This window comes from Marinithermofilum abyssi, from assembly GCF_014641195.1.
Taxonomy (GTDB): Bacteria; Bacillota; Bacilli; order Thermoactinomycetales; family DSM-45169; genus Marinithermofilum; species Marinithermofilum abyssi.
This window is the reverse complement of the sequence record NZ_BMHQ01000007.1, coordinates 39,948-56,481: the sequence shown is the minus strand read 5'-3', so window position 1 is coordinate 56,481 and position 16,534 is coordinate 39,948. Positions and strand designations below refer to the sequence as shown.

The window sequence follows — 16,534 nt, the reverse complement described above, 5'->3', positions numbered from 1 at the left end:
TATGACGAATCCGGATCGTGTGAAGCAATCCGTGGATCAATTATTTCCGCAGATGGTGGAGTGGCGGCAGTATTTTCATCAGTATCCGGAGCTTTCTTTTCATGAAGAAAAGACCTCGACCAAAGTGGCGGATATTTTGCGGAAAATGGGCTACCCAGTTCAAACGGGAGTGGGTGGGTTTGGCGTAACCGCGGTGTTGGAGGGCGCAAAGGCCGGTCGGACGATCGCCTTGCGGGCGGATATGGATGCGTTGCCGATTCAGGACGAAAAGGAATGTGAATACCGTTCCCAAGTGCCGGGGGTGATGCATGCTTGCGGCCATGATGCCCACATGTCCGTGCTGTTGGCAACGGCCGCGCTGTTGAAGGGGATGCGGGAACACATTCTCGGACGGGTGGTTTTCCTTTTCCAGCCGGCGGAGGAGATGATCCCCGGAGGTGCCCGGGACATGATTGGAGCGGGTGTGCTGGAAGGGGTGGATGCAGTGTACGGCATTCATTTGTGGACTCCGCTCCCCACCGGTGTAGTTGGATTAAAGCAAGGTCCGCTCATGGCCGCTTCCGATTCCTTTGCGATCGAAGTAAAAGGAAAAGGAGGGCATGGAGGTTTGCCCCATGAATCGGTGGATGCCATCGCGATTGCTTCTCACTTGATTGTGAATCTGCAATCTATCGTCAGCCGTCAGGTTGATCCGCTGAAGTCAGGTGTCATCTCCATAGGTACGATCGAAGGAGGCAAAGCTTTCAATGTGATTGCCGATCGGTGTTCGTTGAAAGGGACGGTGCGCACCTTTGATCCCCAGGTAAGGGAATGGATCCAGCGTCGAATCGGAGAAGTGGCTGAGCAAACTTGCCGGATGTACGGTGCAGAGTGCAACTATCAATATGGCTGGGGATATCCGGCGGTGGTGAATCATCCGGTGGAAGCGCACCGGATGGCGGAAGCGGCCCGTAGCTTTCTCGGCAACGAACAAGTGTGGGAGATTGCACCGGTAATGGCAGGTGAAGACTTCGCCTATTATCTGCAACAGCGACCGGGAGCGTTCTGTTTTGTCGGAGCGGGCAATCCGGACCTCGGGGCACAATATCCCCACCATCATCCCCGTTTCGACTTGGATGAATCGGCGATGAAAATCGCTGTTGAACTTTTTATCCGGACGGTAATGAAAGAGTTGGGAGAAGGGTTGTCTTAAGTCGTGAGAAAACGCCCCGGTTCAATAAACCGGGGCGTTAAGCTGTCCACTCTGACCAACCTGTATAATGCATGTATTTTTTACCCAACGGACATGATAACAAAAGAAAAGGAGGGTAAAACATGAGCCAATTGCGCGATATCATGAGCCAAAACGTGGCTTCCGTATCTCCCCAGGATAATGTGTATCAAGCCGCCACCCTGATGAAACAACACAATGTGGGTATGATTCCCGTGGTGGAAAACGGGGCGCTGCGCGGAGTGATCACCGACCGGGACGTGGTCCTGCGGTCGGTAGCCACGAAACAGCCGAACTCCATGAGCGTGAGCGATGTGATGACCAACAATGTCATTACCGGCACGCCGGAAATGAGCGTCAACGAGGCTTCCCAACTGATGGCCCAAAACCAGATCCGCCGCTTGCCTGTGGTGGAAAACAATCAGCTGGTCGGTATTGTGTCGCTCGGAGATATGGCGGTGCGTGAAAACTTCGCTAACGAGGCAGGTCAAGCACTCAGCAATATCTCCACTCCCAGTTCTCCGCAAATGTAAAGAAAAAGCCTGCCGTTTTTTTCGGCAGGCTTTTTCTATGGATCATCCCTTCATGTCATCGTTTATCTTTTGCAGTTTTTGGTGCACTTTGGTTTTGTCGATCGTGGGATTTTTTTGAATGGATGACGCTACCTGTTGTAATTCTTTAAAGATCTTGGAGTCGGTCGTCACATGAATATCATGTTTGGGAAAACGCTTGCGTAAAGCACTAAAAACTTCTTTACGAATGCTTTTTAAAAACAACCGGTTCACATTGCTCACGTTCAAACCGACGGATAATTCATCATTCACAGCGACTGCAGCCGCTTCATCCACACGGGGATGTTGCTGGGCGATTTTTTTTGCTGTCTCCGCTGTGGTGTTTTGATGGATGGTAATCTTTTGTGCCGTTTTTTTCGTCTCAGGGGGTTTGGATTTGCTTTCTTCCTTCAAGGAAGAACACCCGGCGATGAGAAGGGGGAAAATGATACACAGAGTTAACCAACGTTTCATGTCGAAACTCCTCCTTTTCATGATGTAGTATCTCCATTTTTGATGTATAAAGTGGATCTTTTTTTCACAAAATGACTATTCGAGGAGGAAAATATGACCAGTTACTCAAAAGTGAAGCAAACCACAGTCAGTCTGGAAGGGGTTAAAACCACCCTGGAGATGTACAGTCAGGTGGCTCAGACAGAGGATGCGCGCAATACTTTTCGGCGGAACGCGCAAAGATTAGAAACGATTCTTGAGCGGTTGAACCGGCGCTTACAGTCCATGGAATTTGAAGAACCTCAGTATAAAGGGAATTGACACATAGAAAGGGGGTGCCGAGGTGCCGCCATGGCTCGATATGATTCTGCGTTCCCTGGGTTTGTTCATCCTGCTGATCTTGTTGATGCGGGTGGTAGGAAGGAAAATGGCTGCCAGGCTAACCTACTTTGACGTCGTGTTTGCGGTGTGTATGGGTGTCATAGCTGCGGCCATCACACTCCATATTGTGGAAAACCTGGTATATGGCTTGATTGCTTTGCTGACTTGGGGATTGTCCGGAATCGGTTTAAGCTATCTGATATTGAGAAGCAAATGGGTCCGGGACCTGGTTCATGGGCGGGAAGCCGTAGTGATCAAACACGGGAAAATTATGGAAGACCAGCTGAAAAAGGTACGGTATACACCGGAAGACTTGTTGCAGCAGCTGCGAAGCAAACAGATTTTCAATGTGGCGGATGTGGAGTTTGCAGTGATGGAATCCAACGGAGAAATCAATGCGGTACTCAAAGCAAACCGGCAGCCGATCACTCCCCATGACTTGGGAGTATCCACCTCTCCCCAAACCGGTACGCAGACCGTCATCTTAGATGGGAACATCATGGATGAACCGCTGACCACGATGGGGTTAAACCGCGGCTGGCTCAAAACGGAGCTGGATAAAATCGGGGTTTCTCCTGAAAATGTATTTATTGCCCAGGTGGATGCGATGGGCGAGTTATACATCGATCTCTTTGATGATGCCATCCAAACGCCGAAACCGACCACCCGGCAACTCTTGTACACCACTTTGAAAAAGTCCAAAGCGGATTTGGAGGCTTATGCCCTGGACACGGACGATGTGCAGGCCAAGCAACTCTACCAACAGTGTGCGAAAGAATTGGCATCCATTCTGTATGACGTACGGCCGCTGTTGAAATAAACGGAGGTGATGGAGGATGTCGAGCAAAAAAAAGAAAAAGCTGACACCGGTTCAGCAAGAGTACCAGGATTTTGCGAAAAAAAGGGAACCCCAACGTCCCATACTGCAAAATTGTGTTCGGTCGTTTTTGGCGGGAGGAACCATTTGTCTAATTGGACAATTGATCTCCACTTTTTATATGCGTTTTTTTGATTTTAATGAAAAAACGGCGGGGGATCCCACGGTAGCCACTCTCATCTTTTTGGCGGTATTGTTGACCGGATTGGGAGTGTACGATCATATCGCCCAATGGGCGGGTGCCGGGACGATCATTCCCGTGACGGGTTTTGCCAATGCCATGGCTTCGTCGGCGATTGAACACCGGTCCGAAGGATTTGTTCTCGGGGTGGGGGGCAACATGTTTAAGCTAGCGGGTTCTGTGGTTGTGTTCGGAGTGTTTGCTGCTTTTGTGGTTGCACTCGTAAAAATGTTGATTCTCAAGGGATTGGGAGGGGTGTAAATGCTCCAGGGACGAACTTGGGTGTTTTCCAACAACCCGCCCCGGATTGTCGCGACCGGGGTGGTTGGAGGTCCTTTTGAAGCGAAGGGGCCCTTGGCGGATGATTTTGATGTGCTGCACGAAGACCTGTGGCTGGGACAGGACAGCTATGAAAAAGCCGAGAAAAAGCTGTTGGAACAAGCTTGTGAACAGGCGATTGACAAAGCGGGGATGCGAAAAGAAGACATCCAGTTCTTTTTGAGCGGAGACTTAATGAACCAAGTGATCTCCAGCAGTTTTACCGCGCGTACCTTGGGAGTGCCTTATTTGGGGATTTTCGGTGCCTGCTCTTCTTCGATGGAAGGATTGGCACTAGGTTCCCTGATGGTAAACGGAGGGTACGCCCAACGCGTGTTGGTCGGCACATCCAGCCACAACGCAGCGGCAGAAAAACAGTTCCGTTATCCGACGGAATACGGATCGCAAAAACCGCCCACAGCCCAGTGGACCGTCACAGGAGCGGGAGCTGCAGTAATTACTCCCGACAAGGGGGATATTCTGGTGACTTCAGCTACCGTCGGCCGGGTGGTGGATATGGGAATTCAGGATCCTTTCAATATGGGAGCGGCGATGGCTCCAGCGGCAGTGGACACGATCGAAGCCCATTTTCGTGATCTGCGGATTTCTCCGTCCTTCTATGATTTGATTTTGACCGGGGATTTGGGAAGAATCGGTCATCATACTGCGGCGGATTTGTTAGAAAAGCATGGATTGAAACTGCCGAATGACCGGTTCGGAGATTGCGGATTGATGATTTACCAGAAAGACCAACCGGTACAGGCCGGGGCGAGTGGTTGTGCCTGTTCCGCCTGCGTCACTTACGGCCATGTATTTAACCGGATGCGCAAGGGCGACCTCAACAAAGTGTTGATCGTAGCCACGGGGGCTCTGCTTTCCCCATTGAGCTATCAGCAAAAGGAAAGCATTCCTTGCGTTGCGCATGCAGTGGCGTTGGAAGCGAAGGGAGGAAAGGGTGCATGATCTTTTTTTGGGCGTTTGTGGTCGGCGGGCTTATTTGTGTAATTGGGCAACTGATGATGGACGGGCTCAAGCTCACACCGGCTCACGTGACCAGCATATTGGTCGTGGTGGGAGCGCTATTGGACGGGCTCGGGTTGTACGAGCCGCTGATCGATTTTGCCGGTGCGGGAGCCACGGTTCCCATCACCAGTTTTGGCAACGCCTTGGTTCACGGTGCCATGGCGGAAGCGGAGCAGCATGGACTGGTGGGGATCATTACCGGTATTTTTGAAATCACCAGTGCCGGGATTTCTGCTGCCATCGTGTTCAGCTTTTTAGCTGCTTTGGTGTTTCGGCCAAAAGGATGACTCCCATATTCAAAGCGAAACCTCGTTTCCATACGGGGGCTTATAATACGAATGGAGTCAGCTGCCCTTACCTTCCCCATTATCTACATAAAGATCGGGTTCATGGTCCCGAGTGGCCGCATACATCACATGCCGGACATCGCGAACCCCTTTCTTGTTCAACTCTCGTTTCAGCCACTCGGTGCTTTTACCGATTAGCTTGAGGTTGTGCTGTTGAATTTGTCCGTCGATCACCAGAGATAGGGCTAAGCCGCGATAAGGAATCTTCAGATTCAAATCTTTGGGAGTCACCGGATATAATTCCTCCCATGGCAACACACTGATCGTACCTGTGGGCTCCAGGATGGCATATTGCACTTGGCGGATATCCGGATAACCGCGGGAACGGATATCCGCCAGCAATTCGGATAGCGAAAGTTCACAGCGGCGCAGATTTTTTTTAATGATTTTTCCGTGTTTGACCAAAATGGTCGGTTGGCCTAACACCCATCGATTGACCCATTTGTACAGAGTTAATCTGGAATAAAGTATATGGATCCCGGTAACCAGAGCAATAGCCCAAATCGACTGGGTATAATCGTTTACCAAGATGGGTTTGGTGGCCAACGCGGCAATGATGACAATGGCCATTAAATCATGGGGAGTTACTTGGGCTAACGTGGATTTTCCCATAAAACGGAGGGCTGCAATGGCCAAGGTAAACATAGTAACCACTTTGAACATGTACAGCAGCACTTTTTATCACCTGCCTTTTATCATATATCCAAGACAGTCATCATCATAAGGAATGGATGAAAATCTATTAACGGGTTCTTTGTTGTTCATGAGAATATAAAAACCTGCACGACAACGTGCAGGTATTTAAGGTTATTGTTGGTTGTACTGAGGTTCTTCTTGCATCACTTGTTGTTCACGGGCTTTCAATTGTTGAATGATCGTTTCCGTATTTTGAGCCAACTGATTGTACATTTGTTTGGCTTGTTGATTGTCGGTATCCAGAGCAAATGTTTTCAGATTGGCAACCACTCCTTCGGCACTAGCGATGGTTTGTTGGATCTTTTTTCCAACAGTCATGGATTGTGCACCTCCTTACATTGTACGGTTATAGAATGCCCGGATTTTAAGAAACCATTCGGTTCACTTTTATTTTGCATCTTACCCTATCTGAAAAACCTGCACGATAACGTGCAGGTTTTTGACGTTATTGTTGCTTGTATTGAGGCTCTTCTTGCGAGATTTGCTGTTCCCGCGAATTCAATTGCTGCACAATCATCTCCATGTTTTGCGCCAACTGATTATACATTTGTTTGGCTTGTTGATTGTCGGTATCCAAGGCAAACGATTTGAGGTTGGCGGCAACACTTTCTGCGCTGGCAATGGTTTGCTGGACTTTCGTACCAACGGTCATATTTTTTGTACCTCCTTTTTGAAAAGATGTCCGAACGGTTTCTAGGGTGTGTACTTCTTCGAAAGTTATGTGTATAGAAACCCCACAAAAATTTGGATGTAGGAAAATTGAATGGATAGTGATAAGGGTTTTCCATCCAGCAGCAATAAACAGTATCGGAGGAATCCAATAGCAAAGGGTTGTCACTTATTTTTTCACTATAAGGATGGTCTCTATAGGTGAAGACCTATATTATCCGATGGTCCCATTTTATTACAGATGATGCGCCATGTTATTTTTTAACGTGTTTTGTTCAATTATATAAAGGTCACCAAAAATTGATGAGATGGAGAAAAAAAGTGAATGGGTCGGTAAGAGTGGAAGAAGGCAATTACCAAACACGGGACAGGATATGTATCAAATACCGGGTTTGGCTTCCTGAGAAGCCGAGAAATGCGGTCATTCTCATTCATGGGGCCGGAGAAAATATGGATATATTCCATCATTTGTGGTCTTTTTTTGTCCAAAGCAAAATGGCATTCATTCTTTTTGATCTTCGAGGATTCGGTGCTTCAGGTGGGCAATGTGGCCATGTCACCACTTTCCAGGATTACCTCGACGATGTGAACGAGCTGTTTCACTATTTTCAAGAGAACCTGAAGGTTTTCCGTTTTTATGTGATTGGACACAGCTTGGGTGGTCTGATTGCCACAAGGCTTGTACAGGACGGATTTGATCACATTGAAGGGATTGTTTTGTCTGCCCCCGCACTGGAACTTCGGTTTCAGATTCCTGTTATCGTTCAACGGATTATTGCTGCTTTGAGTAGAACGGTACCCGCCTTTAGTGTCAATCCAACCCGATTAGTAAATGGTGTGATGCGGTTTCCCGCATTGAAAAAACACTTTCAATGGGATAATTGGGACAATGTGTTTGTTCCATTGAAATATTCCTGTCGTTGGACGCACGAACTGCTGACTGAAGCGAAAAAAGCAGTACTCTATGCCGAAAAATTTACGATCCCCGTTTTGTGTATTTGCGGTAAAAACGACACCTTGATTCATTCCGATAAGGTAGAGGCATTTATCAACCGGGTAAGCGCTACAGACAAAAAGTGGGTGGTCATCCCTGATGTGGGCCATCGTTTACTTCATTCAGACGAATCTGCGGCGACCATTGAGATGATCATCGATTGGATTCAACAGCGATTAGACAAGCAACCCCTTCCTTCGACGTAAGAAGGAAACCCTCTCCATACAGTGATACGAATAAGAAGGGCACAGACTCCCGTTTCACCATATTGTAAAGGTATGTAACATTCATGAAGACGGTAATTTTCGTGTGTTGAACAGAGAAAAGGATTTCCCGTAGTGTGGGTGATCCTTTTTTTATAGTATACAGCATACCGGAAAGGGAGTGGGTTTTGGTTGAAGTGGTTAAAGATAGTATAATCCATTTTCTTCATTGGAAAAATAGTGAAGGTAATAAATATAGAGGAGCTGAGGCTGTATGAAAACTTTTGCTATCGTAGGCGAACAGGGAAAGACATCCTCCCTTGAGTGGTTTGCTTCGGGACTTCGCCGCGAGATGGAGAAAAAAGGGTATCGTTTGGATTCCGAGGATAACCCTCATTTGCAGCTGGTGTTTAATTTTGTCGATCCTCAGAAACCTCGCCATTTCCGGAGAAAGGGAAAAGGGGTCTTTGTAGTAACGGTGACGGAAAACGATCAACCCACCGATAACATTTTGTACACCGGGTATCCCATCCTCATCCGTTCACTCGGCAACATGATGGTGTATTTGGATCGTTCATCCGGTTGGCTGGAGCCGTATTTTATTACTCTAGAACAAGGTTGTTACCGTTTGACGGCGGATGAAGAAGATCCGGCTTTTTTCCATCGCGTCTTTGAGCGGATCCGCCCCCTTGCCACTTCCCAACTGGTTATCGACAATACCTTTCATCGAGATATGCCGGAAAGGTTATGGGAAGGGGATTCGATTTCGCAGAGCATTACCCGGGCAGGGAAAAAGTTGGATCAAATGAACCTGCTTCCGGCGCCGTTTCCCATTCAGGAAATTCTTCCGCCGGAAGATTATCGTTTGATACAACGCTTATACGGCATTGGAGGGCTGAGTTACGGAAACTTGAGCGCCCGAAGGGAGGGCAACCAGTTTTGGATGAGTGCACGGGGGGTGAATAAAGGCAATCTGCAAAAAATCGGACAGGATATTCTCCTCATCAAAGGATTCGATGAAAAACTGCCGGCTATTGATCTCAGCGTTCCCCCCCATGTGGAGCCGCGCCGGGTATCCGTGGATGCGATCGAACACTGGATGATCTATACGGAACACCCGCAAGTGGGAGCCATCGTTCACATCCATGCCTGGATGGACGGGATTCCCTCGACGGAAATCAACTATCCCTGCGGTACGGTAGAACTGGCCAAAGCCGTTGCGGATAAAATCCGGCAGGCAGAAGATCCCTCTCGAGCCGTGGTAGGGTTGAAAAATCACGGCCTCACCATAACTGGTCGTGATTTGGATGATATCTTTGAGCGGATTGAGGGTCGAATCATTCCGCAAGTTCCGATGTTCTGAGGAGTGAAGTCCGTGAACGATCGAATCGTACTGATCACCGGTGCATCCAGCGGCATCGGAAAGGAAATCGCAAGAATAGTGGCGGCCCGGGGCCACACTCCCTTGTTGGTGGCACGCAACAGGAAGCCACTTGCTGCATTGCAAAGGGAGTTGGGCCGTGGAGAATGCTTTTCCTGTGATGTGACCTCTCAGGAGGATGTGAAGGATTTGGTGGAGGAGGTGATTCAGCGATACGGAAAAGTGGATGTGTTAATGAACAATGCGGGATATGGCTGCTTTGGTGGGGCATTGGATGTACCGATCCATGAGGTTGAGGGTATGGCGGAAACGAACTACTTGGGTACCGTCCGCATCATCCTTGCTTTTCTTCCCCACATGTTGCAGCAAGGAGAAGGACGCATTGTAAACATCGCTTCGGTAGCCGGTCTGACCGGCATTCCCAATCTTGCTGCTTATTCCGCTTCTAAATTCGCCTTAATGGGCTTCTCCGAGTCGTTGCGATTGGAATATTCCCCGCGTATTCAGGTAGGGGTGTTGTGTCCCGGTCCGGTGCAAACCCCGTTTTTCCGGGGGGAGGATCCCGCCCGGCTGTTTCCGGGGCCGATTGCCCGCCAGCTGTTGGATGTAAAGACGGTAGCCGAAGAAGCGGTTCGCTTGATCGATCGTCCCCGTGTCAAAGTGATCCCCTGGAGCTTGCGTTGGGCGATAAGGATCCGGAACATGGCACCGGGAGTCTATTTCTGGGCAACGAAGCGGATGTATGATGCTTCCCGCACTCCCCCGCTTCCCCATCCGGCAGACGGACCCAACCCATCACATGGTGCGCGGAGGGATACGTGATGCGCTGGTTTATTGTCAATCCGGTTGCGGGGAATGGCCGAGGTCAAAAAGTGTGGCGCCAACTGAAAAAAATCATGGATGAGAGACAAATTCCTTATCGGGTGCTGTTTTCCGAACAAGCCGGACATGCGGAAGAACTCGCCCGCAGGGCGGTTTTACGCTCGGATGTGAAATCTGTGATCGCTGTCGGCGGGGATGGAACGGTTCATGAAGTGGGCAACGGATTGGTCGGCTCCATCATGCCGATGGGGTTCATTCCTGCGGGATCAGGAAATGACTTCGCACTGGCCCATCGAATTCCGGCCAATCCCGGACAAGCATTGGAGCGGATATTGCAGCATCAGGTACGCCGGGTGGATACAGCCGATATCGACGGAAAAACGATGATCGGTTTTGCGGGGATCGGTTTTGACGGAAGAGTGGCGGAGGCGGTTAATCTTTCCTCTTTCAAGCGATGGTTGGGAAAATTGAATTATATATGGGGGGCATTACGGGTGTTGCGCAGCTTCGAACCAGCCCAAGTGTCCGTCTCTATTGACGGGAAAAAGATAGACGTCGGTGGGGTATGGTTGATCGCGGTTGCCAACAATCCATATTATGGTGGAGGAATGAAAATTTGTCCTTTCGCAGTTAACGATGATGGGAAACTGGATATTTGTTGTGTCAACAATTTGTCGCGTCATCAGTTTTTAAAGATTTTTCCCACTGTGTATAAGGGGGTTCACATTCATCATCCCTCAGTGACCATGCGACAGGGAAAAGAGATCATCATTGATTCTGATACCCGAATGGTGATCCATGCCGACGGTGAGGTGATCGGTGAAACTCCGCTGACTGTTACCGTACGGCCCCGATCCCTTTCCATTCTCTGAACCCCGTGGCCGTTAATCTTCCCGGGGTTCTCCCCGCCATTCATACCCCCATCTGACCCACCCGTGCATAAATCCAAATGAAAGGATGATGACCCCGACATACATCCAAATCGTCAAGCCCAGCCGGAATGGTTCCATTCCCGTGATTGCAATCAACAGCCCGGATTCGATGCTCACTGTGAAAATAATAGCCGCAACAGCCAAGACCAAATCATACAGAAAAAAGGTTACCCGGTTTTTTGCCATCCTCTTCGATCCTCCTTTCCCTTTTATATTTTCTAAAAGGATCTGCTCTCATTCCTGAAAAACCGGGGACCAGTTCTGCAAGAAAGTACCAGGAAAACAAAACATATGTTCGCATATAATGAGAACAGAGCAAATCCACCAGGAAGAGAGGTGGAGGATCCGTGTTGCTTTATCCGGAGGAGTATGACCGGTTTGCTGAACTAGTTCGGCAGGCGGTGATACTGGAAGTGTTGGAGCGGGTGCTTGTGCTGGACTGCGCCCGTGTGGGTCAATTGCCCGTCAAAATGCAGCGTCCACTCAAACGATTGTGGATGAAAACGTTAGGCCGTGTGCAGGAAGACTTGGCGGGGTGCCGGCGGGAACTGAACCGCTGCGGGGGAAAAATCATTGCCGTTCGCCAACTTCCCGATGCCCGGGAAGTGCAGGCCAAATTTCGCGGATTTTTATATACGCAGTTTTATGTGAACGAAATCATACGCAATGAGTGTGAAGAGATATTGTGGAATTATTGGTCGGGATCGGGTAAAAGTTCCAGACAACAATCTTTTCACGAGGGGTCACATTAATGGTAAAGGAGGCGATGATGCGATGAGGATGCAAAAAGGATGGATGTCTATTCTTTTAGGCGTGGTGGTTTCCGGGCTGGGTTTGGCCCTGTTGAACCGGGAAAAACCGATGATTCAACAACGCCATTATGACAATCCCTTCGGCTGGGGTGTTGTCGGCTTTGGCCTTGCTCATATCCTGCTGGGCTCGGTCAATGCCCTCCGGGACTGAAGGAGAGACTGCTGCAGAATTTTTTGGTGCTTTCTTTCGCAAACGGAAAAGAACGAGGTTCCGGGTGTTTCATGGATGATGGTGAGCCGTTTTCTCATGGAGCTTTTTGTCATTTAAAAGAGTGAGATGGGAAAACGGCGCCACAAATCGAATACATGCGTTGCCCAAAGGAAAAGGCGGATGAAGACCGGATAGGGTTCATTAACGGTTTCTTAAAGAAAAGACTGACTTGCATCACCTTTTTGTATTGAAGTACAATGGACCCAAATCCACAAGGGGGTTGGACAGATGGAAGGGTCTTATGTCCTACGCAATGGAGAACACAATTGGATTCCGATGAGCAACGGAGTGCGTTTCAGCTATTTACGCAAGAACCGCGGGGAATTCAGCGTGTTATTGAAAATGGAAGCCGAAGGACGCCTTCCCATACATGAACACATCGGCGGGGAAGAGTTTTTTGTGGTGGAAGGTGACGTCGAATTGGACGGCCATTCTTTGCATCAAGGGGATTACTTCTATGCACCCCCAGGAGTGAATCCCGTTGTTCAAACTCGCTACGGTTGCACGTTGCTGATCACTTCCGCCCGAGGGGTGGAATCTGCCGCAGGAAAAGAGCGGGTAGAAGCCACCACCACTTGATGAGCCAGAAATTATCCAGGAGGGATCCTTTAAACATACACCCCGAATCCAGACCAACCGGTTTGGATTCTTTTTTTATGATCGCATCTGTGATGTCGCAGAGGAAGCGACGGGAAAAAAGCTCTTTGGCCTGTAGTTCAACGGGAATAAAAAGGGGCCCATTTTCGCAGGATATGAAGGAATTCAGAGAGGATTGGGGAGCGGAAGGGAGTGACAGCATGGATCGGATAAAGGGGAAACGGCGCTGAAGAAAACCGGTCAGCGAACGTATCAGCTTTCCGGGCGAGTACATGTTATGGCCGGGGTACTATAGTTAGGCCCAAAAGAAGGGGAAGGCGGTTAAAAGAAGTTTGTTGACCAGGGCGTATCCCGACTTATATGCCGGTTAAGATTCCTGGGAAAAGAGAGCGAAATGCTCGGGACGGTGAGGGAGGGGGAGAATGAGATGAATGCGGTTACTTATTTAGCTTTAGGTGATTCCATCACGGAAGGTTTGGGGGCATCCGGCCCGGAAACCCATTTTGTCTCCCGATTGTTTCGCCATCTCCAATCCACTCCCCAGTGTCGTCTGCGCAATATGGGGATTTCCGGTCTTACGTCGGTCGAGTTGTACGGGCTGATGCAAACTCCGGCGATGAAAAAGTTGTTGCCCCGGGTGTCTCATATCACGATTACCACGGGTGGCTGTGATTTCATTGAATGGTATGAGGCCGGAATGAGCCTGACGGGTTTACCCCGAACGATGCGCCAGGTTTGTCGTCATGTCCAATCCATACTGGAACGGACTCGTCAGGATAATCCTTCGGCTGTAATTCAAATGATGGGATTTTACATGCCGCCGCCGGCATACGAATTGGGGTACAGTCTTGCTGCACGAGTACTGCAGTCGATGAACAAAAGCTATCAAAAAATATGCAGCAAATACGGCGTACAGCTGGTGAACCCTTACAAGACGTTTTTGCATCGCACCGATTATTTTGCCGACGAGGTTCATCCAAACCAAAAAGGGTATGATAAGTTGGCTCGATTGTTTATTCAGCATTGTCCCCAGCATTGTCCACCGAAGCATCCCGTACGGAACAACAAGGAAGCAGCTCTTGCAAAAGAGATTTCCGATGACCTTTCGCCTCTTCGATAGGGATGCAGAATCTAGCAGGGTCATGAACATCATCGCTATTCGGTTCTGAGGTGTCCGTCCCAATGCTAAGCTAAAGTGACGTCGGAGCGGGAATACGGGCAGTCAACGCATCCTGTTGTCATCCGGCAGACTCGCTGAAGCGGCTTCTTTCTCGTTTCCAGACGGGAAGCAGCTCTTTTAGGCTGACGATCACATAATCAGGTACGTACTCCGAAGACAAGGAGCCGGTATGCCCTTCTTGGTGAAGACGCTCGGTTAAGACCCGGTGGAAATCAGGGTGAAGCTTTCTCTCTGCGGCATTCATGCCGTGCCAGCGTTCATCCAATTCCCGATAAATCCAGACGGAGGTCACACCTGCCCGGTTGGCACCCAGGATGTCTTGATTCAGACGGTCACCGACGTGAATAAGAGAACGATGGCCGCGAAAGTCGAAAAAGGAGGCTTCCGGCTTAACTGCTCTACAATTGACCGGCGTGTGGTATTCGCTGAAAAAGGATGTGATCCCCAGGCAATCCGTCACTGGACGTTGATAACACTCCCAACCGTTGGTAGCAGCGATCAAGGGGATCTTTTCCTTTTTCAAGCAGCGCAGGGAGGGCAAGGTATCGGGATACAGCCATACTTTGCCGATGACAGCATGCTTGTGAACCAGATCTTTTACGGTAAACGGCGGTGTGGATTGCACCTGTCGGCAGACTGTTTCCAGAATACCATCCCAATCGTAGGCGGCAACTTTGTCCTGGTGTGCCAGTCGGTTGCGGTGCTCACGGAGAATGTATTCCATAGCCGTAGAAGACGCTGGCAGTTGCGGGGACAGCCAGGCTTCGATTTCCGGAAACACCCACCGGCGAAAGGGGTTGATCATCAGGGTGTGATCCAGATCAAAGCTGATAACAGGTTCCATCCAAACCATCCCCCTTTTTGGTGAAGCAATTCCTCTCCTTTTTATTGTACGATGGAGAAAAGGATACTTGAATAAAAAAATGGGACACCAAATGGATTCAAGCCCCATAGGATAAAAAAGCCGGACCATAGATATTGCATTCGCACGGCTCGTAACTTCAATTCTTGGGCATAGGTTCAGCGAACTTCCCCGTAAAAAATTCCCTCCAAGTCAACAGTAACGAGTTGCTTGTTACTGTCCACCCGGAGAGGATCATATGATTAACGGGGACTTGTTCAAAAAAGTGGTTGACAGCGGGAAGTTCTTCATGATAATTTATCACCAACATCCAATTTAACACCCAAAAGCGTTGAAGGGGAAAAGTAGTCGGGTGGGCATGGATCTCAGAGAGCCGGTGGTTGCTGCGAACCGGTATCATCCATCCGACGAATTACACCCTGGAGCAGACGGCTGAACCCGCCTGTATAGGTGGCAAAGGCCGGACCGGTGATCCGCCGATATCGGATCGCACGCAGCTTGGCGTGCGCTAAGGGGAATCCGGCATGGGTTCAACAAGGGTGGTACCGCGAGCAAACCTCGTCCCTTTTTCGGGACGGGGTTTTTTGTTTTATCCCAATACAAGCACCAACCGAATTTTTTGAGGGGAGGTCAACAAGGTGATCATCGTATTGGAACAGGGGGCGACCCGGGAACAAGTGGATCGCATCGTAAAAACCTTGGAGGAAAAGGGGGTGCAGATCCACTATTCCAAAGGGGTGGACAAAACGATCCTCGGACTGATCGGCAATAAGCAGACCTTGGCCAATCTTCCGGTGGAGCGGTTTGAAGGCGTGGAAAAAGTGGTGCATGTGAGCGAGCCTTTCAAATTGGCAGGACGATCGTTCCATCCCGAGCCGACACGGATTCAGGTTGGGGATATTACGATCGGGGGAAATGAGCCCGTGGTGATCGCCGGGCCCTGTTCCGTGGAGAGCCGGGAGCAGATTCTGGAGACCGCCAAAGCCGTGAAGAAAGCTGGAGCCCATATTCTGCGCGGCGGGGCGTTTAAACCTCGTTCATCCCCGTACTCTTTCCAGGGGTTGAAGGAAGAAGGGCTGAAGCTGTTGGCGGAAGCCCGAGAGGTCACCGGCTTGCCAGTCATTTCCGAAGTGATGGATCCGGAAAATCTGGACCTCGTAGCAGAGTATGTGGACATCCTCCAACTGGGTGCCCGCAATATGCAAAACTTCCACCTGCTGAAAAAAGTGGGACAGACCAATAAACCGGTGATGTTGAAACGGGGATTGTCCGCAACCATGGAAGAGTGGCTCATGTCGGCGGAGTACATCCTGAGTGAAGGGAACCCCAATGTCATCTTGTGTGAGCGGGGAATCCGCACATTTGAAACCTACACCCGCAACACCTTGGATTTGAGTGCGGTTCCGGTGATCAAACACTTGAGCCACCTGCCGATTATCGTCGATCCGAGTCACGGCACCGGCAAATGGCGTTATGTCACTCCGATGGCCCGTGCGGGACTGGCTGCCGGTGCCGACGGCCTGATGGTAGAAGTCCATCCTAATCCGGAAGCCGCTTGGTCCGACGGTCCCCAGTCTCTTACGCTGGACAATTTTGCTTCCATGATGGAAGATTTGAAAAGCATGCAAGCTCTTTTTTCCGCCTCGACGCGGTAAACGATCGGTTGATATCATACCCTTAGTATGAAACCGCACCCCTTAAGCACGACAAGGGGTGCTTTCTTTTGACGGGATTAGAAGTCCTGGCGGTGATATGGAATCTTGCATAAAAAAAGCCGCCGCTTGACGGCGATGCTGCTGACAAAGTTTCCCGGAAATGAGCGGAAGAACTCTTT

Annotated in this window: 22 protein-coding genes and 1 other annotated feature; of the genes, 16 read left to right on the top strand and 6 right to left on the bottom strand. The window is 49.7% G+C overall.

Translation table 11 applies throughout. The features are described from left to right. Position 1: 1 nt before the first annotated feature. Positions 2 to 1,192 (top strand): M20 metallopeptidase family protein, encoded by a 1,191-nt coding sequence (locus IEW70_RS10645; RefSeq protein WP_188647919.1) that lies wholly within the window; start codon positions 2 to 4, stop codon positions 1,190 to 1,192. 122 nt (positions 1,193 to 1,314) lie between these two features. After that, a complete protein-coding gene (locus IEW70_RS10640; protein WP_188647918.1) occupies positions 1,315 to 1,743 on the top strand; it encodes a CBS domain-containing protein in 429 nt (142 codons plus the stop codon). Between the two features lie 42 nt (positions 1,744 to 1,785). On the opposite strand, the gene IEW70_RS10635 is transcribed toward IEW70_RS10640, so the two are convergent. Beyond that, entirely contained in the window at positions 1,786 to 2,235 is a 450-nt protein-coding gene (locus IEW70_RS10635) for a YhcN/YlaJ family sporulation lipoprotein (RefSeq protein WP_188647917.1), read from the bottom strand. Positions 2,236 to 2,328: 93 nt separating this feature from the next. On the opposite strand from IEW70_RS10635, the gene IEW70_RS10630 reads away from it, so the two are divergent. Genes IEW70_RS10630 through spoVAE form a run of 5 tightly spaced genes read left to right on the top strand, consistent with a single transcriptional unit; the run spans position 2,329 to position 5,281 of the window. Continuing rightward, complete coding sequence (locus IEW70_RS10630) at positions 2,329 to 2,535, top strand: DUF1657 domain-containing protein (protein ID WP_188647916.1); 207 nt, start codon at positions 2,329 to 2,331, stop codon at positions 2,533 to 2,535. A 22-nt stretch (positions 2,536 to 2,557) separates the two neighbouring features. Continuing rightward, positions 2,558 to 3,415 (top strand): DUF421 domain-containing protein, encoded by an 858-nt coding sequence (locus IEW70_RS10625; protein ID WP_188647915.1) that lies wholly within the window; start codon positions 2,558 to 2,560, stop codon positions 3,413 to 3,415. Between the two features lie 16 nt (positions 3,416 to 3,431). Further along, positions 3,432 to 3,914 carry a stage V sporulation protein AC gene (gene spoVAC / locus IEW70_RS10620; RefSeq protein WP_188647914.1) on the top strand — a complete coding sequence of 161 codons (483 nt, stop codon included), beginning with the start codon at positions 3,432 to 3,434 and terminating at the stop codon, positions 3,912 to 3,914. Continuing rightward, a complete protein-coding gene (gene spoVAD / locus IEW70_RS10615; RefSeq protein ID WP_188647913.1) occupies positions 3,915 to 4,934 on the top strand; it encodes a stage V sporulation protein AD in 1,020 nt (339 codons plus the stop codon). It begins immediately after the preceding gene. Then, a complete protein-coding gene (gene spoVAE / locus IEW70_RS10610; protein ID WP_188647912.1) occupies positions 4,931 to 5,281 on the top strand; it encodes a stage V sporulation protein AE in 351 nt (116 codons plus the stop codon). The genes spoVAD and spoVAE overlap by 4 nt, the downstream gene beginning before the upstream one ends. 57 nt (positions 5,282 to 5,338) lie before the next feature. Here spoVAE and IEW70_RS10605 read toward each other — a convergent pair whose 3' ends face one another. The 3 genes from IEW70_RS10605 to IEW70_RS10595 form a co-directional block, all read right to left on the bottom strand. Beyond that, on the bottom strand, positions 5,339 to 6,016 hold the full coding sequence (locus tag IEW70_RS10605; RefSeq protein ID WP_188647911.1) for a DUF421 domain-containing protein: 678 nt from the start codon (positions 6,014 to 6,016) through the stop codon (positions 5,339 to 5,341). A gap of 132 nt (positions 6,017 to 6,148) precedes the next feature. Continuing rightward, the gene (locus IEW70_RS10600) at positions 6,149 to 6,355 is read right to left on the bottom strand and encodes a DUF1657 domain-containing protein (RefSeq protein WP_188647910.1); all 207 of its coding nucleotides are present in this window, start codon (positions 6,353 to 6,355) and stop codon (positions 6,149 to 6,151) included. A gap of 127 nt (positions 6,356 to 6,482) precedes the next feature. Further along, positions 6,483 to 6,689 (bottom strand): DUF1657 domain-containing protein, encoded by a 207-nt coding sequence (locus IEW70_RS10595; RefSeq protein ID WP_188647909.1) that lies wholly within the window; start codon positions 6,687 to 6,689, stop codon positions 6,483 to 6,485. A gap of 338 nt (positions 6,690 to 7,027) precedes the next feature. On the opposite strand from IEW70_RS10595, the gene IEW70_RS10590 reads away from it, so the two are divergent. The 4 genes from IEW70_RS10590 to IEW70_RS10575 all read left to right on the top strand — a co-directional run bounded on the left by IEW70_RS10590 (position 7,028) and on the right by IEW70_RS10575 (position 10,978). Next, positions 7,028 to 7,906 (top strand): alpha/beta fold hydrolase, encoded by an 879-nt coding sequence (locus IEW70_RS10590; protein WP_188647908.1) that lies wholly within the window; start codon positions 7,028 to 7,030, stop codon positions 7,904 to 7,906. A gap of 271 nt (positions 7,907 to 8,177) precedes the next feature. Next, the gene (locus tag IEW70_RS10585) at positions 8,178 to 9,266 is read left to right on the top strand and encodes a class II aldolase/adducin family protein (RefSeq protein ID WP_188647907.1); all 1,089 of its coding nucleotides are present in this window, start codon (positions 8,178 to 8,180) and stop codon (positions 9,264 to 9,266) included. A 12-nt stretch (positions 9,267 to 9,278) separates the two neighbouring features. Next, positions 9,279 to 10,106, top strand: a complete 828-nt coding sequence (locus tag IEW70_RS10580) for an SDR family NAD(P)-dependent oxidoreductase (protein WP_188647906.1) — start codon at positions 9,279 to 9,281, stop codon at positions 10,104 to 10,106. Next, positions 10,106 to 10,978, top strand: a complete 873-nt coding sequence (locus IEW70_RS10575) for a diacylglycerol/lipid kinase family protein (protein WP_188647905.1) — start codon at positions 10,106 to 10,108, stop codon at positions 10,976 to 10,978. The genes IEW70_RS10580 and IEW70_RS10575 overlap by 1 nt, the downstream gene beginning before the upstream one ends. Before the next feature lie 12 nt (positions 10,979 to 10,990). Here IEW70_RS10575 and IEW70_RS10570 read toward each other — a convergent pair whose 3' ends face one another. After that, complete coding sequence (locus IEW70_RS10570) at positions 10,991 to 11,224, bottom strand: hypothetical protein (RefSeq protein ID WP_188647904.1); 234 nt, start codon at positions 11,222 to 11,224, stop codon at positions 10,991 to 10,993. Between the two features lie 161 nt (positions 11,225 to 11,385). Between IEW70_RS10570 and IEW70_RS10565 the strand changes: the two genes are divergently transcribed. The 4 genes from IEW70_RS10565 (at position 11,386) to IEW70_RS10550 (ending at position 13,778) form a co-directional block, all read left to right on the top strand. Next, positions 11,386 to 11,790, top strand: coding sequence for a YhjD family protein (locus tag IEW70_RS10565; RefSeq protein WP_188647903.1), 405 nt, complete (start codon positions 11,386 to 11,388; stop codon positions 11,788 to 11,790). Positions 11,791 to 11,812: 22 nt separating this feature from the next. Continuing rightward, positions 11,813 to 12,001 carry a hypothetical protein gene (locus IEW70_RS10560; protein ID WP_229751933.1) on the top strand — a complete coding sequence of 63 codons (189 nt, stop codon included), beginning with the start codon at positions 11,813 to 11,815 and terminating at the stop codon, positions 11,999 to 12,001. 288 nt (positions 12,002 to 12,289) lie between these two features. Further along, positions 12,290 to 12,640 (top strand): cupin domain-containing protein, encoded by a 351-nt coding sequence (locus tag IEW70_RS10555; protein ID WP_188647902.1) that lies wholly within the window; start codon positions 12,290 to 12,292, stop codon positions 12,638 to 12,640. Between the two features lie 445 nt (positions 12,641 to 13,085). Next, on the top strand, positions 13,086 to 13,778 hold the full coding sequence (locus IEW70_RS10550) for an SGNH/GDSL hydrolase family protein (protein WP_188647901.1): 693 nt from the start codon (positions 13,086 to 13,088) through the stop codon (positions 13,776 to 13,778). Between the two features lie 118 nt (positions 13,779 to 13,896). On the opposite strand, the gene IEW70_RS10545 is transcribed toward IEW70_RS10550, so the two are convergent. Continuing rightward, positions 13,897 to 14,682, bottom strand: a complete 786-nt coding sequence (locus tag IEW70_RS10545; RefSeq protein ID WP_188647900.1) for an HAD family hydrolase — start codon at positions 14,680 to 14,682, stop codon at positions 13,897 to 13,899. Positions 14,683 to 15,022: 340 nt separating this feature from the next. Beyond that, positions 15,023 to 15,269, top strand: a binding site (T-box leader). Between the two features lie 69 nt (positions 15,270 to 15,338). Here IEW70_RS10545 and aroF point away from each other — a divergent pair. After that, a complete protein-coding gene (gene aroF, locus IEW70_RS10540; RefSeq protein ID WP_188647899.1) occupies positions 15,339 to 16,355 on the top strand; it encodes a 3-deoxy-7-phosphoheptulonate synthase in 1,017 nt (338 codons plus the stop codon). The last annotated feature ends 179 nt before the right edge of the window (positions 16,356 to 16,534 follow it).

What these genes read in the sequence shown, in the direction of transcription:
- spoVAD (WP_188647913.1), top strand. Translation starts at nt 3,915, where the DNA reads ATGCTCCAGGGACGAACTTGGGTGTTTTCCAACAACCCGCCCCGGATT.
- IEW70_RS10575 (WP_188647905.1), top strand. Translation starts at nt 10,106, where the DNA reads ATGCGCTGGTTTATTGTCAATCCGGTTGCGGGGAATGGCCGAGGTCAA.
- IEW70_RS10600 (WP_188647910.1), bottom strand. Translation starts at nt 6,355, where the DNA reads ATGACTGTTGGAAAAAAGATCCAACAAACCATCGCTAGTGCCGAAGGA.
- IEW70_RS10545 (WP_188647900.1), bottom strand. Translation starts at nt 14,682, where the DNA reads ATGGAACCTGTTATCAGCTTTGATCTGGATCACACCCTGATGATCAAC.
- IEW70_RS10635 (WP_188647917.1), bottom strand. Translation starts at nt 2,235, where the DNA reads ATGAAACGTTGGTTAACTCTGTGTATCATTTTCCCCCTTCTCATCGCC.
- IEW70_RS10645 (WP_188647919.1), top strand. Translation starts at nt 2, where the DNA reads ATGACGAATCCGGATCGTGTGAAGCAATCCGTGGATCAATTATTTCCG.
- IEW70_RS10560 (WP_229751933.1), top strand. Translation starts at nt 11,813, where the DNA reads ATGAGGATGCAAAAAGGATGGATGTCTATTCTTTTAGGCGTGGTGGTT.
- spoVAE (WP_188647912.1), top strand. Translation starts at nt 4,931, where the DNA reads ATGATCTTTTTTTGGGCGTTTGTGGTCGGCGGGCTTATTTGTGTAATT.
- IEW70_RS10555 (WP_188647902.1), top strand. Translation starts at nt 12,290, where the DNA reads ATGGAAGGGTCTTATGTCCTACGCAATGGAGAACACAATTGGATTCCG.
- IEW70_RS10630 (WP_188647916.1), top strand. Translation starts at nt 2,329, where the DNA reads ATGACCAGTTACTCAAAAGTGAAGCAAACCACAGTCAGTCTGGAAGGG.
- IEW70_RS10595 (WP_188647909.1), bottom strand. Translation starts at nt 6,689, where the DNA reads ATGACCGTTGGTACGAAAGTCCAGCAAACCATTGCCAGCGCAGAAAGT.
- spoVAC (WP_188647914.1), top strand. Translation starts at nt 3,432, where the DNA reads ATGTCGAGCAAAAAAAAGAAAAAGCTGACACCGGTTCAGCAAGAGTAC.
- IEW70_RS10550 (WP_188647901.1), top strand. Translation starts at nt 13,086, where the DNA reads ATGAATGCGGTTACTTATTTAGCTTTAGGTGATTCCATCACGGAAGGT.
- IEW70_RS10640 (WP_188647918.1), top strand. Translation starts at nt 1,315, where the DNA reads ATGAGCCAATTGCGCGATATCATGAGCCAAAACGTGGCTTCCGTATCT.
- IEW70_RS10585 (WP_188647907.1), top strand. Translation starts at nt 8,178, where the DNA reads ATGAAAACTTTTGCTATCGTAGGCGAACAGGGAAAGACATCCTCCCTT.
- IEW70_RS10570 (WP_188647904.1), bottom strand. Translation starts at nt 11,224, where the DNA reads ATGGCAAAAAACCGGGTAACCTTTTTTCTGTATGATTTGGTCTTGGCT.